Below are 12,390 nucleotides of genomic sequence, written 5' to 3'. Positions count from 1 at the left end.
ACAGGCAGTTCGATAACACTGTCGCTCGATGGGGTGGAAGACCGATAAGCCATAACTCGGATGGTTGCTCTGCGTTTCAAGAGATGCGGGTGAGTGCCCGCGACGAAGTCTGGAAGGCAGGGAACCTATGAGACGGGCTACCCGTAACGGTGTGCTGGCCGTCGCCGCCGCGTCCGGCGCGATGGCCGTGGCGCTGCCGGTGTCCGCCGCCTTCGCGGCCGACGGCGCCGGCGCCGAGGGCTCGGCGGCCGGCTCGCCCGGGCTGATCTCCGGCAACGGCGTCCAGCTGCCGGTGCACGTCCCGGTCAACGTGTGCGGCAACACCGTGAACGTCGTGGGGCTGCTCAACCCGGCCGCGGGCAACGCCTGCGCGAACACCGGGGGAGCCGGGAAGGGCGGCACGGCCGCTTCCGGCGGGGTCAGCTCCGGCGGGGCCTCGGCCCACGGCGGCACGAAGGACTCGCCCGGCGTGCTCTCCGGCAACGGCGTCCAGCTCCCCGTCGATCTCCCGGTGAACGTCAGCGGCAACAGCGTGAACGTGGTGGGGATCGGCAACCCGGCCGTGGGCAACCATTCGGTCAACGGCCCCGTCGACCAGCCCAGCCCGGCCCCGAAGCCCCCGGTGCCCGCGCGGCACCACCCCGTCCCGCGGACGCCGGTCCCGGCCGCCCCGCAGACGCCGCCCACGCTGGCCCACACCGGTACGGACCTCACCGCTCCGGCCGTCGCCGGCAGCGCAGCGTTCCTGCTCACCGGCGCGGTGCTCTACCGCCGCTTCCGTCCCGGACGTGCCGACTGACCCACCCCCTCCAAGGCCCCACCGGACGCCGGCCCGGTGGGGTCTCGTGCGGTGCGCAACGGCTGATCTCCCCATGGCGGCGGCCCCCGTTGATCGGGAAGGATGCGGCACGTCACTCCGACCCCGACCGAAACGGAGCGCACCGATGACCTCTGCGGCCCCCCAGGACCTCGTCGTCACCCAGGCCACCCTCGCCGACTGGCCGGTGATCAGCGGGTGGGCGGCGGCGGAGGGCTGGAACCCCGGGCTGTCCGACGGGCCCGCGTTCTTCGCCCAGGACCCCGAGGGGTTCTTCCTCGGCCGGATCGACGGTGAGCCGGTGTCGGCCATCTCCGTCGTCAACCACGGCCCCGACTACGCCTTCCTCGGCTGCTACCTGGTCAGGCCGGACCAGCGCGGCCGGGGCCACGGCCTCACCACCTGGAAGACCGCGCTGGCCCACGCCGGCGAGCGCACCGTCGGTCTGGACGGAGTCGTCGCCCAGCAGGACAACTACCGCGAGTCCGGCTTCGAACTCGCCTACCGCACCGTCCGGTTCACCGGCACGGCCCCCCGGGGCGAGGCGCCCGCCGGCATCCGCCCGGCCGGACCCGCCGACCTGGCCGCGATCACCGCCTACGACAGCGCCTGCTCCCCGGCCGACCGCCCGCGCTTTCTCGCCGAGTGGCTCACCGGCCCCGGTCACCACGCTCTCGTCCGGCACGACGGCGGACGCCTCACCGGCTACGGCGTGATCCGCCCCGGCCATGACACCCTGCGCATCGGCCCGCTGTTCGCGGACACCGCCGACGACGCCCGGGCCCTGTTCACCGCCCTCACGGCCGATGTCGCCGGCCGGGAGGTAGCCATCGACGTGCCCGAGCCCCATACGGCCGGGGTCGCGCTCGCCGAAGAGGCAGGCCTCCGCCCCTCCTTCGAGACCGCCCGCATGTACACCGGACCGGTCCGCGAGTACGCCCGGGAGCGGGTGTTCGGTGTCGCGACGCTCGAACTGGGGTGATGTTCAGGCGTGTTGTGTGCGGAAGTGGCGGTGGAGGTCGCGTGTCTCCGTGACCAGCTCCGGCACCGGGCTTTCCACGGTCACACCGGGTGCGACCTCGTGGACGGCCGGTGGCCGCACCGGTGCCTGCGGGGCGTCCGACGCGTCCTCGGGTGGTCAGTTGTGCGGACGAGGTGATGTGCACGATACGGCCGAGACCCACCCAGGCGTGTGCCGCCGCGCACATGGGGCAGTGCTCACCGGACGGGTAGACGGTCGCCGCCGGCCGCTCCCCGGCATTCAGGTGCGCGGCCGGCCAGCGGGCCGGCTCGAACTCGGGGTGCCGGGTGCGGTCTCCGCCGGCCACCCGGTTGCGGTCCTCCGCGAGCACCGTGCCGTCCGCCCCGACGAGCACCGACCCGAAGGGCTGGTCACCGGCCTCCGGCGCCTCGACCGCCGGCTGCACACAGCGGCGCAGACACCGCAGCTCATCGCCCCTCACCATCGGCCACCGGCCTCCTCGCGTCATGATCTCCGGCCGCGCAGGCCACGGCCACCGGGGCCGGACCGGCCAACGGCCCTGCCGCACGGGCAACGGCGCGCCGGGCCGCCGGGAAGGCGTGCCGGCGGCCCATCGCGACCGTCGCGAGCGCCAGCAGCACCGGGGGCAGCGCCGTCCAGGGCAGGGCCCCCGCGCCCAACGCGTCGAGCGCCACGCCGCCGGTGAGCGAACCGGCGGCGATGCCCGCGTTGTACACCGTGGTCTGCAACGAGGTCGCCACATCGGCGTCGGCCGGTCCTGAGGCGTCGACCAGCGCCGTCTGGATCAGCGTCGGCGCCCCGCCGAAGGCGACACCCCACAGGGCGACGGCACCGACCAGCAGCGGGTGCACCCCGGCGCCCGGGCCCAGCGCCGCCAGCACGCCGGCGAACAGGGCGAGCGCCGCGAGCAGCGTGCGCCGCAGCTGCCGGTCGACCAGCACCCCGGTGACCCAGATCCCGGCCACCGTGGCGGCCCCGAACACCGCGAGCAGCAGGCCCGTACGGCCGTACCCGGCATGCGCGGCGAACGGGGCGACGTACGTGTACATCACCTGGTGCCCCAGCAGCAGGAACAGGGTCACGGACAGCACCGGGCGGATACCGGGGCGGCGGGCGACCCGGGCGAGGGGCACGCGCGCGTGCGCCGGTTCGCCGGGGAAGTCCGGCACCCGCAGCCGTATCCGTAGCGCGAGCAGGACGGCGAACCCGGCCAGCCCCCCGAAGACCGCCCGCCAGCCCACCGCGCCGGCGAGCGCGGTACCGGCGGGCACCCCGAGCGCCAGGGCCAGGGTGATCCCGGCGAGCACGATCGCGATGGCCCGGCCGCGCCGCTCGGCCGGCACCATCCGGGCGGCGTGGCCGACCAGCATCGCCCACAGCGTGCCGCCCGTCGCACCGGCGAGCAGCCGGGCCGCGAACGTCAGCGGGTACGACGACGACAGCGCCACGATCGTGTTGCTGACGGCGAAGCCCAGCAGGGCGCCGCACAGCACCGGGCGCCGTGGCAGCCCGCGCAGGGCGGCGGTGACGGGGACGGCGGCCAGGAAGGAGGCGGCCGCGTACGCGGTGACCAGGAAGCCGATCCGGGACTCGGCGACCCCGAGCGGGTGCGCCATCGCGGGCAGCAGGCCGGCCGGCAGGAGCTCCGTCATGACGGCGGTGAACGCGGCGCAGGACAGGGCCAGCAGCCCCGGCCACGGCAGCGCACCGCCCTTGACCTGGGAAGAGGGGGAGGACACGGTCATGCGACCATGGTCGGAGCCTGACATCAGTGTGAAGGTCAAGCGCGGACGCGGAGGCGGGCATGCGGATCGGAGAACTGTCGCACCGCACGGGCGTCCCGGCCCGGCTGCTGCGCTACTACGAGGAACAGGATCTCCTGCACCCCGAGCGGCGCGACAACGGCTACCGCAGCTACCCCGAGTCCGCGGTCGCGGACGTCCAGCAGATCCGCGGCCTGCTCGACTCCGGCCTGACCACCGAGATGATCCGCGCGATCCTGCCGTACCTCTCCGGCCCGGGCGAGCTGCACCCGCCCGCCGCGTGCGTCTCCCCGGAGACGGCCGCCCTGCTCCAGGGGCACATCGACCGCATCCAGTCCCGGATCGACTGTCTGGCCCGCAACCGCGACCGGCTCAGCGCCTACCTGGCCGCCGTGCGTCCCGAGGCGCGATAATCCCGTTGCCGGCCGGGTGCGTTCCTGCTGAGCTGGGCCCATGGATCACACGGCGGTACTCGCCCGCTACGACCGTGAGATGCGCGAGCACGCGGCTCCCGACGGCCCCGGGGCCCGGATCGAGCGGGCCGGCGCGGTGGTGCGCCAGGTCGCGGACGCCCAGGGCTGGAACGGTGTGCTGTGGTCCGATCTGGACCCGGCGCGCGCGGACGGGGCGATCGCCGAGCAGATCGCCCGTTTCAGCTCCCTCGGCCGCGACTTCGAGTGGAAGCTCTACGGCCACGACCGGCCGGCCGATCTCGGCGCCCGGCTCACCGCCGCCGGATTCCGGGCCGAGCCCGAGGAGACGCTCATGATCGGCGAGGCCGGCCGGCTCGCCCTGGACGCCGGGCCGCCCGCGGGCATCCGTCTTGTGCAGGCCACCGACCCGGCGGGCGTCGACCTCGTGGTGGAGGTGCACGAGCAGGCCTTCGGCACGGACGGCACCCGGCTGCGGCACCGGCTGCTCGCACGCCTCGCCGCCGCCCCCGGCACGGTCGTCGCGGTGGTCGCGCTCGCGGGGGACGAACCCGTCGGAGCCGCCCGGACGGAGCTGGTGCCCGGCGCCGGGTTCGCCGGACTGTGGGGCGGCGGCACCGTCGAGGCCTGGCGGGGCCGGGGGGTCTACCGCGCCCTGGTCGCCCACCGCGCCCGCATCGCCGCCGCCCACGGCCACCGCTACCTCCAGGTCGACGCCTCTCCCCTGAGCCGCCCGATCCTCGAGCGCCTCGGCTTCCATCCGCTGAGCACCACAACCCCCTTTCTCCACGGGAGTTGACCGAGACGTCAGCGGCGTGCCCGGGCCCGGTCCAGCGCCGCGATGCCCAGCGCGGCCAGGGCGATCTGGATGAACCACTCGATCCAGTCGGGCCCCTTGGTGTTCGCGACCCCGAACCCGGCGGCGACGGCCGAGCCGAGCAGGGCGGCCACGATGCCGACCAGGATGGTCCACAGGACGCCGATGTGCTGCCGTCCGGGGACGACCAGCCGGCCGAGCACACCGATGATGAGCCCGATGACAATGGCACTGATGATGCCCGAGATTTCCATGTCCACCCCTTTTCGACAGGATCCCATTCAGCATCTGCCCGCTGTGAGCGGAGGCAGTCCGATCCGCTGGTTGCCGGGAGATTCTGTTCACCCCCCCTTCATGCCATGTACCTTTCAACCAATCGACGCGTGTAGAACTCTCAACCATGCTCTACGCGCGCAGACTTGGCGCCCCCACCGCCTCTCCCCACCCCTCATGGAGGTTCGCCGGATGCTTGGATCCAGGAGATCCCGCCGCAGACTCACCACCGCCCTGGCCGGATTCGGGCTGCTCCTGACCGGAGCCGCCGTCCAGGTCGGCAGCGGCACCGCCGCCCACGCGGCGACGACGCACCGCATCCTGTTCGACAACGCCCATGCCGAGACGGCCGGCAACGCCGACTGGATCATCTCCACCAGCCAGCCCGACCCGCTCGGCCAGGATTCCTCCCCCTCCGCCGAGACCGACTGGACCGGTGCCCTGTCCTCCTGGGGCGTGGCGCTGCAGAAGACCGGCGACTACAGCCTGAAGACGCTGCCGTCCGGCTCCAGCCTCAGCTACGGCGGCTCGTCCTCGACCGACCTGTCGAACTTCGACACGCTCGTCCTGCCGGAGCCCAACACGAAGTTCACGACCGCCGAGAAGACGGCGATCATGAACTTCGTGAAGAACGGCGGCGGTCTGTTCATGATCTCCGACCACACCGGGGCCGACCGCAACAACGACGGCTACGACGCGGTCGAGGTCCTCAACGACCTGATGACCACCAACAGCGTCGACTCCACCGACCCGTTCGGCTTCTCCATCGACTCGCTCGACGTCGGCTCCGGCTACCCGGCCGCGATCAGCGACAGCAGCGACCCGGTGCTGCACGGCTCGTTCGGCACCGTGACCAAGAGCCTGATCGCGGACGGCACCACCGCCACGCTCAAGCCGTCGGACAACTCGAGCGTCAAGGGGCTCGTGTACCGCTCCGGTTACTCCGGCAACACCGGTGCCTTCTTCCTCACCAGCACCTTCGGCAGCGGACGGGTCGCCTTCTGGGGCGACAGCTCGCCGGTCGACGACGGCACCGGCCAGTCCGGCAACACCCTGTACGACGGCTGGAACGACTCCGGCGCCACCAACGCGCCCCTCGCCCTCAACGCCACCGCCTGGCTGGCAGGCGCGGGCACCGGCAGCGGCGGCGGTGGCGGCACCGGCACCTGCACGGCCGGCCAGCTCCTCGGCAACAACGGCTTCGAGTCCGGAAGCACCGTGTGGGGCGGGACCAGCGGGGTCATCACCAACTCGACGGGCGAGGCGGCCCACGCGGGCTCGTACTACGCCTGGCTCGACGGCTACGGCACCGCCACGACCGACACGCTCTCCCAGTCGGTGACCGTCCCCTCCGGCTGCTCGACGGCCAAGCTCAGCTTCTACCTGCACGTCGACACGGCCGAGACCACGACCAGCACGGCCTACGACACGCTCAAGGTCCAGGTCCTGAACAGCTCGGGCACGGTCCTCGGCACCCTGGCGACGTACTCGAACCTCAACGCGGGCTCCGGCTACACCCAGCGCAGCTTCGACCTCAGCGGCTACGCCGGGCAGACCGTCACCCTGAAGTTCACCGGTACCGAGGGCTCGAAGTACCAGACGTCGTTCGTCGTGGACGACACCACGCTCGACGTGAGCTGAACCGGCCGGGGGCGGGCCGCCGGGCCCACCCCCGTACCGTCACGCCGCCGGGAGCGTCCGCTCCGGCGTGTTCCAGCCGGAGACGCGTACCCGGGGCGCCGATCCGCGCAGGTCGGCCGTCCGGTAGGTGGCGGTCAGCGTCACCGACTCGCCCGGCCACAGGCTCACCTCGTTGTCCGACCAGCGCACCGGCAGGACCGGCGCGCCCCGGCCGTCGACGAGGTGCACGTCCGTCAGCAGCGCCGGGGTCCGTGCGCTCCCGGTGTTGCGCAGGGTCACGGTCGTGGTCGACGTACCGTCCGCCGACGTGGTCGCCGCCGTCGCGGACACGGGGACCTGTGCCATCGAGGCGAGCCCTGTGAGGTCGGCGTAGCTCGTCGTCGGCGTGTAGTACCAGGTCGTGCCGCTCCAGTCGAGCATGTCGGGCCGGGTGGACAGCCAGTAGACGTTCCGGCTGACCTCCTGGCCGGCCGGGTCCGTCAGCACCAGGCGGAGCAGGTGGGTCCGCGCCGGCCCGCTCACCGAGGACGGCAGGGTGAGAGCGGTGGTGTGCGCGCCGTCTCCGTCCACCGTCACGGCGGGCACGGCCCTGTCGTACCGCTGCGTGCCGTCGGGGTCGTACAGGGTGGCCCGTGCGGTGAGGCCCTGCGCGGGCGTGTGCCGGCGGTTCACCACGACGACCGAGCGGTCGTCGTAGGAGTACTGGATGTGCAACGGCTCGTTCGCCTTCTTCGCGCCGAAGTAGGAGCCGTTCTGGTCGAGGTAGCGGTCCGTCAGCTGCCAGTGCAGGGACGTCCAGCCACTGTTGAACATCCAGTGGATCACCCCGGTGGCGGGCCGGCTGGCGTCCGTCGCGTTGCGCCCGTACGCCTCGAACTGGGCCCGGACGTTCTCGTACTGGGCCAGCTGGGCCTTGCGCACGTAGTCGGTGAGGCCGGTGGGGGTGCCGTAGCGCCCGGCGAGGGCCTTGTCGTAGATCTTGAGCGTGCCGAAGACGGAGGACGGCGAGCGGTGGTACTGCGGGGCGTCCGGGTCCTTCCAGAGCGAGTCGAGCTCGGCGGGTGTCATCATCCGCCGCAGGGTGTCCAGGGTGGGGATGCTCGGGCCCGCGCTGGTCTCGGAGTTGAAGCCGGTCGCCCCGCCCTCGCGCTTGGCGTACCAGTAGTCGGGCGGCACCCACTCGTAGGGGCCGGTCATCTTCATGCCCGAGCCGCCGAGCTGCGGCGAGGATTCCTCGGAGGCGGCGGGGACCACGGGGGTGGGCCAGTCGGCGGCCTTCAGTGCGTCCAGGTAGTCCTTCTCGATCCGTGCGTCGGGGGCGGCGTCGCTGCCGATCAGGAAGGAGAGCACGCTCGGGTGGTCGCGCAGCCGGGCGGCCTCTGCGGCCATGGACGCCTTCGCGACCACATGGTCGGTCTCGCTCCACTTCTCCCCGGAGCCGTCCGCGTTGACCTCGCCCTCCCACTTGTCGCAGCACTCCCAGCCCGGCAGCGTGAGGACGCCGTGGCGGTCGGCCAGGTCGAAGAACTCGTCGGGCTCCAGGTGGCCTTCCAGGCGGATGGTGTTCAGGCCCAGGTCGACGGCGTACTTCAGCCGGTCCTCGACGTAGGAGCGGTCCCAGCGCAGGAACTCGTCCGGGGACCAGCCGCCGCCCTTGACCAGCAGCGGGCGGCCGTTGATCCGGTACTGACGGGCGCCGTCGGCGTTCAACGGTGCCCGCACGTCCCGGATGCCGAAGGTGGTGTGCGCGGTGTCCGACGTCGTACCGGCGACGGTCGCGGTGAGGTCGAGGTCGTACAGCGGCTGGTCGCCCATGCCGGCCGGCCACCACACCTGCGGCGAGGTGAGATGCAGGCCGGGGACGTCGGCGGGGGAGAAGGTGACGGTCTTCGTCTCGTGGGCGGCCAGCGGCACGGCCTTGGTGAAACGCGTGCCGGCGACCCGGCCGGAGATCTCCGCCGTGACACCGGTGCCGGAGTCGTTCCGGGCCCGGGCCCGCACCGTCAGGTCGGCGGTGGCCAGCGACGGCATGGCCAGGCCGGTGACCACGTGCGCGTCGCGCAGCGCGACCGGGCCGCCCCTGCGGACCACGACGTCACGGACGATGCCCATGTTCCGGTCGGGCGGTGGCTGGAGCCAGTCGAGCCACCCCATGGTGAGGTCCTTGTTCGGATCGTTCGGCCGGATCCGCAGGGCCACCGTGTTGGTGCCGGCCCTGACCAGCGAGGTGATGTCCAGCTCGTGCCGGGTGTAGGCGCCGGTGACGTCCGACGCCCGGGCCACCTGCTGCCCGTTGACGTACACGTCCGCCGCCGAGATCACGCCGCTCACGTCGAGGGAGGTGCGCCGGGCGGTGTCCTCGACGGTGAAGTCGGACCGGTACCACCAGGGCACCTCGAAGTCGGCGCGCGGGATCTTCTGCAGGTTCGTGGAGTGGAACGGGTCGGCGTACACGCCGTCGGCGAGCAGGGCGGCCAGGACCGTGGACCGGGGGCCCGCCGGGTGCCAGTCCGTCGCCGGATAGCCGGGGGAGGAGATGGCCCGAGGGGAGTCGCTCACCTTCGCCGAGGACTGGATCGCGTAGCCGGCGAGCGGGGTGGCGGTGCCGGCGGCGGAGGGGACGGTGGTGATCCGGGCCGGCCGGTGCCGCGGTGCCGTGTCCCAGGCGCCGGCGGTGAGCGGGGCGAGCAGCCCGAAGGTCACGGCGGCCGTGACGAGCCTGCGGCGGTGGGCGGGGCGACGGAACACGGCGGTCTCCAGCCTCGTAAAGTTAGGAAACTTTACTAACCGGCTTCACGCTAGGGCGCGGTACCCAGAGTGTCAACGACCGTGGCCGTCAGGGCCGGTGACCCGCCGCCTGCTCGGCCGTTCGGCGTGCGAAGACCAGCTCCCTGGCCGTGTCCAGGGCCGTGGCGACCGCCCCGAGCAGCACCGCGTCCTCGCCGAGCCGGCTCGGGGCGATCCGCGGACGCAGCGGGGTGAGGGCGCGCAGCCGGTCCTGGACCGGGCCGAGCAGCAGGTCGACGCTGTGGCCGACCCCGCCGCCGAGCACCACGAGGTCCGGGTCGAGCACGGCGGTGGCCGCCGCCACGGTGTGCGCGATCCGCTCGCCCTCCAGCTCGACCGCCCGCACCGCGGCCGGGTCGCCCTGGCGGGCCGCGTCGAAGACGGCCTTCGCCGTGAGCTGCCCGCTCATCCCGAAGTGCCGGGCGGCCTCCACCACGGCCACCCCGGACACCGCGCCCTCCAGATGCTCGGGCTTCCGCCGCCCCGGCCAGGGCAGGAAGCCGATCTCCCCGGCCAGCCCGTGCGCCCCGGTGAACAGGCGGCCCTCGCTGACGACCCCCATGCCGAGACCGGTGCCGATCAGCAGGTACGCGAACAGCCGGCTGCCCGCGCCGACGCCGTACGTGTACTCGCCGAGCGCCGCCAGATTGGCGTCGTTGTGCACCTCCAGGGGCACTCCCAGCTCCTCGCGTATCCGGTCGACGAGTCCGGCGCGCCCCCAGCCCGGCAGGTGCATCGCGTACCGCACCCGCCGCCGCTGCTCGTCGTACACCCCGGGCGTGCCGACCACCCCGTGGACCACCTCCGCCGGGTCCACGCCCGAGTTCGCGATCACCTGGCGGGCGGTGTCCACGACCAGGCCGGCCAGGGCGGCGGAGGCTCGGGCCCGGTTGCGCACGTCGGCCCGGGCGACGACCGTGCCGTCCAGGTCCACCACCGCCACCCGCAGCCAGCCCCGGCCGATGTCCACGCCCAGCGCGTGCCCGGCGGCCGGGTCGGGGGCGTAGAGCACGGCCGTGCGTCCGCGCTCCGGGGCGTGGGTGCCGACCTCGTGCACCAGGCCGGCCGTCTCCAGCGAGGCCAGGGCGCTGGAGACCGTCGGCTTCGACAGGCCGGTCTCCCGGGCCAGTTGGGCGCGGGACGCGGTGCCGAGGGTGCGCAGCCGGTCCAGCAGCAGCCGCTCGTTGGTGCTGCGCAGCCGCCTGCGGCTCCAGGGCTGTTCCTGCTGATCCATGACGTCACCGGCGGCCATCGCACCATTCTCGTGCATTCCCCGCGCATACTTGACGCGTCTAGTAAGGCTCCTTAACTTTATCGGCCAGTCGGCCCCGCCGGGTGCCGCCGAGCGCCCGTCGCGTCAGGAGACCCCATGTCCGGTAGCCCGCCACCCACGGGTGGATTCGTCCGTCGCGTCGGCCTGTTCCAGGCGACGGCCATCAACATGAGCCAGATGTGCGGCATCGGCCCGTTCGTGACCATCCCGCTGATGGTCGCCGCGTTCGGCGGTCCGCAGGCGGTCATCGGCTTCGTCGCCGGCGCGGTCCTCGCCTTGTGCGACGGACTGGTCTGGGCCGAGCTGGGCGCCTCGATGCCCGGCTCCGGCGGCAGTTACCTCTATCTGCGCCAGGCCTTCCAGTACCGCACCGGCCGCCTCATGCCGTTCCTCTTCGTGTGGACGGCGATGCTCTTCATCCCGCTGATCATGTCCACGGGCGTGGTCGGCTTCGTCCAGTACCTGGGCTATCTCGCCCCGGGCCTGGGCCGCACGGAAGGCGACCTGATCGGACTGGGCGTCATCGCCCTGGTCGTCCTCCTGCTCTGGCGCGGCATCGAGCACATCGCCCGGATCACCGCCGTGATGTGGACCGTGATGATCGCCTCCGTGCTGCTGGTGATCGTCGCGGCGGCCACCGACTTCAGCCCGCACCTGGCCTTCACCTACCCCGCCCACGCCTTCGACCTGGCGAGCGACCACTTCTGGCTCGGCTTCGCCGGGGGCCTGACCATCGGCATCTACGACTACCTCGGCTACAACACCACCGCCTACATGGGCGCCGAGATCAAGAACCCGGGCCGTGCGCTGCCCCGCTCGATCCTCTTCTCGATCCTCGGCATCATGGCGATCTACCTGCTGTTGCAGATCGGCACCCTCGGCGTCGTCGACTGGCACCGGATGGCGGACCCGCACGACATCGCCTCCACCTCGGTGGCCTCCGCGGTGCTGGAGGAGACGTGGGGCAAGGGGGCCGCCGACACGGTCACCGTGCTCATCCTGGTCACCGCGTTCGCCTCGGTGTTCACCGGGCTGCTGGGCGGCTCCCGGGTGCCCTACGACGCCGCCCGCGACCGGGTCTTCTTCCGGCCGTACGAGCGGCTGCACCCGAGGCACCGGTTTCCGATGCTGGGCCTGGCCACCATGGGCGTGATCACCGCCGTAGGGTTCCTCATCGGCCGCCACACCGACCTCGCCACCCTGATCCAGCTGCTCACCACGGTGATGGTGATCGTCCAGGCGCTCGCCCAGATCATCGCCCTGACGGTCCTGCGCAGGCGGCAGCCGGACATGCCCCGCCCCTACCGGATGTGGCTGTACCCCCTCCCCGGCATGGTCGCCTTCGCCGGCTGGTGCGTCATCTACGGGTACGCCGACAAGAACTCCCCGGGCCGCCATCCCATCGAGTGGTCCCTGGCCTGGCTCGCCCTCGGCTGTGTGGCGTTCCTGGTCTGGGCACGGCTGGAGAAAGTGTGGCCGTTCGGCGCGAAGGAGGTCAGCGAGGAGTACAACGTCGTCGCGGTGAGCTAGAGTGACGCCTGTACGTGCGATCCTCCCCGGCCCGGAACCTGTCCGCCGGGGAGGA

10 protein-coding genes and 1 pseudogene are annotated in these 12,390 nt (G+C 72.6%); 6 read left to right on the top strand and 5 right to left on the bottom strand.

What is annotated here, in order from left to right:
• Positions 1 to 127: 127 nt before the first annotated feature.
• Positions 128 to 799: a chaplin gene (locus ACIHEJ_RS04165; RefSeq protein WP_400132028.1), complete on the top strand. Its 672-nt coding sequence runs from the start codon at positions 128 to 130 to the stop codon at positions 797 to 799.
• A 145-nt stretch (positions 800 to 944) separates the two neighbouring features.
• Positions 945 to 1,799 (top strand): GNAT family N-acetyltransferase, encoded by an 855-nt coding sequence (locus tag ACIHEJ_RS04160; RefSeq protein ID WP_400132026.1) that lies wholly within the window; start codon positions 945 to 947, stop codon positions 1,797 to 1,799.
• A 3-nt stretch (positions 1,800 to 1,802) separates the two neighbouring features.
• Here the strand turns inward: ACIHEJ_RS04160 and ACIHEJ_RS04155 are convergent.
• A pseudogene (locus tag ACIHEJ_RS04155) lies at positions 1,803 to 2,283 on the bottom strand (nucleoside deaminase).
• A complete protein-coding gene (locus ACIHEJ_RS04150) occupies positions 2,267 to 3,565 on the bottom strand; it encodes an MFS transporter (RefSeq protein ID WP_400132023.1) in 1,299 nt (432 codons plus the stop codon). Before ACIHEJ_RS04150 ends, ACIHEJ_RS04155 begins: the two are co-directional and overlap by 17 nt.
• Before the next feature lie 59 nt (positions 3,566 to 3,624).
• Between ACIHEJ_RS04150 and ACIHEJ_RS04145 the strand changes: the two genes are divergently transcribed.
• Together ACIHEJ_RS04145 and ACIHEJ_RS04140 are read left to right on the top strand one after the other, a co-directional pair.
• Positions 3,625 to 3,996 (top strand): MerR family transcriptional regulator, encoded by a 372-nt coding sequence (locus tag ACIHEJ_RS04145; protein ID WP_400132021.1) that lies wholly within the window; start codon positions 3,625 to 3,627, stop codon positions 3,994 to 3,996.
• A gap of 40 nt (positions 3,997 to 4,036) precedes the next feature.
• Positions 4,037 to 4,813 (top strand): GNAT family N-acetyltransferase, encoded by a 777-nt coding sequence (locus tag ACIHEJ_RS04140; protein ID WP_400132019.1) that lies wholly within the window; start codon positions 4,037 to 4,039, stop codon positions 4,811 to 4,813.
• An 8-nt stretch (positions 4,814 to 4,821) separates the two neighbouring features.
• Here the strand turns inward: ACIHEJ_RS04140 and ACIHEJ_RS04135 are convergent, their stop codons facing one another.
• Positions 4,822 to 5,085 (bottom strand): GlsB/YeaQ/YmgE family stress response membrane protein, encoded by a 264-nt coding sequence (locus tag ACIHEJ_RS04135; RefSeq protein WP_400132017.1) that lies wholly within the window; start codon positions 5,083 to 5,085, stop codon positions 4,822 to 4,824.
• Between the two features lie 211 nt (positions 5,086 to 5,296).
• Here ACIHEJ_RS04135 and ACIHEJ_RS04130 point away from each other — a divergent pair, with 211 nt between their 5' ends.
• Positions 5,297 to 6,745: a hydrolase gene (locus ACIHEJ_RS04130; RefSeq protein ID WP_400132015.1), complete on the top strand. Its 1,449-nt coding sequence runs from the start codon at positions 5,297 to 5,299 to the stop codon at positions 6,743 to 6,745.
• A 39-nt stretch (positions 6,746 to 6,784) separates the two neighbouring features.
• Here the strand turns inward: ACIHEJ_RS04130 and ACIHEJ_RS04125 are convergent, their stop codons facing one another.
• Positions 6,785 to 9,493: a glycosyl hydrolase 2 galactose-binding domain-containing protein gene (locus ACIHEJ_RS04125; RefSeq protein WP_400132013.1), complete on the bottom strand. Its 2,709-nt coding sequence runs from the start codon at positions 9,491 to 9,493 to the stop codon at positions 6,785 to 6,787.
• Positions 9,494 to 9,581: 88 nt separating this feature from the next.
• Positions 9,582 to 10,784, bottom strand: coding sequence for an ROK family protein (locus ACIHEJ_RS04120; RefSeq protein ID WP_400132835.1), 1,203 nt, complete (start codon positions 10,782 to 10,784; stop codon positions 9,582 to 9,584).
• Positions 10,785 to 10,901: 117 nt separating this feature from the next.
• Between ACIHEJ_RS04120 and ACIHEJ_RS04115 the strand changes: the two genes are divergently transcribed.
• Positions 10,902 to 12,335 (top strand): APC family permease, encoded by a 1,434-nt coding sequence (locus ACIHEJ_RS04115; protein ID WP_400132011.1) that lies wholly within the window; start codon positions 10,902 to 10,904, stop codon positions 12,333 to 12,335.
• Positions 12,336 to 12,390: the final 55 nt, after the last annotated feature.

The organism is Streptomyces sp. NPDC052301, assembly GCF_044593395.1.
In the GTDB taxonomy this organism is placed as follows: Bacteria; Actinomycetota; Actinomycetes; order Streptomycetales; family Streptomycetaceae; genus Streptomyces.
Note: the sequence above shows the minus strand (reverse complement) of the source record. Positions and strands in the feature narration are given on the sequence as shown.

Excerpts from the sequence above, each read along its gene's own strand:
- ACIHEJ_RS04165 (WP_400132028.1), top strand. The coding sequence starts at position 128 with ATGAGACGGGCTACCCGTAACGGTGTGCTGGCCGTCGCCGCCGCGTCC.
- ACIHEJ_RS04160 (WP_400132026.1), top strand. The coding sequence starts at position 945 with ATGACCTCTGCGGCCCCCCAGGACCTCGTCGTCACCCAGGCCACCCTC.
- ACIHEJ_RS04150 (WP_400132023.1), bottom strand. The coding sequence starts at position 3,565 with ATGACCGTGTCCTCCCCCTCTTCCCAGGTCAAGGGCGGTGCGCTGCCG.
- ACIHEJ_RS04145 (WP_400132021.1), top strand. The coding sequence starts at position 3,625 with ATGCGGATCGGAGAACTGTCGCACCGCACGGGCGTCCCGGCCCGGCTG.
- ACIHEJ_RS04140 (WP_400132019.1), top strand. The coding sequence starts at position 4,037 with ATGGATCACACGGCGGTACTCGCCCGCTACGACCGTGAGATGCGCGAG.
- ACIHEJ_RS04135 (WP_400132017.1), bottom strand. The coding sequence starts at position 5,085 with ATGGAAATCTCGGGCATCATCAGTGCCATTGTCATCGGGCTCATCATC.
- ACIHEJ_RS04130 (WP_400132015.1), top strand. The coding sequence starts at position 5,297 with ATGCTTGGATCCAGGAGATCCCGCCGCAGACTCACCACCGCCCTGGCC.
- ACIHEJ_RS04120 (WP_400132835.1), bottom strand. The coding sequence starts at position 10,784 with ATGGCCGCCGGTGACGTCATGGATCAGCAGGAACAGCCCTGGAGCCGC.
- ACIHEJ_RS04115 (WP_400132011.1), top strand. The coding sequence starts at position 10,902 with ATGTCCGGTAGCCCGCCACCCACGGGTGGATTCGTCCGTCGCGTCGGC.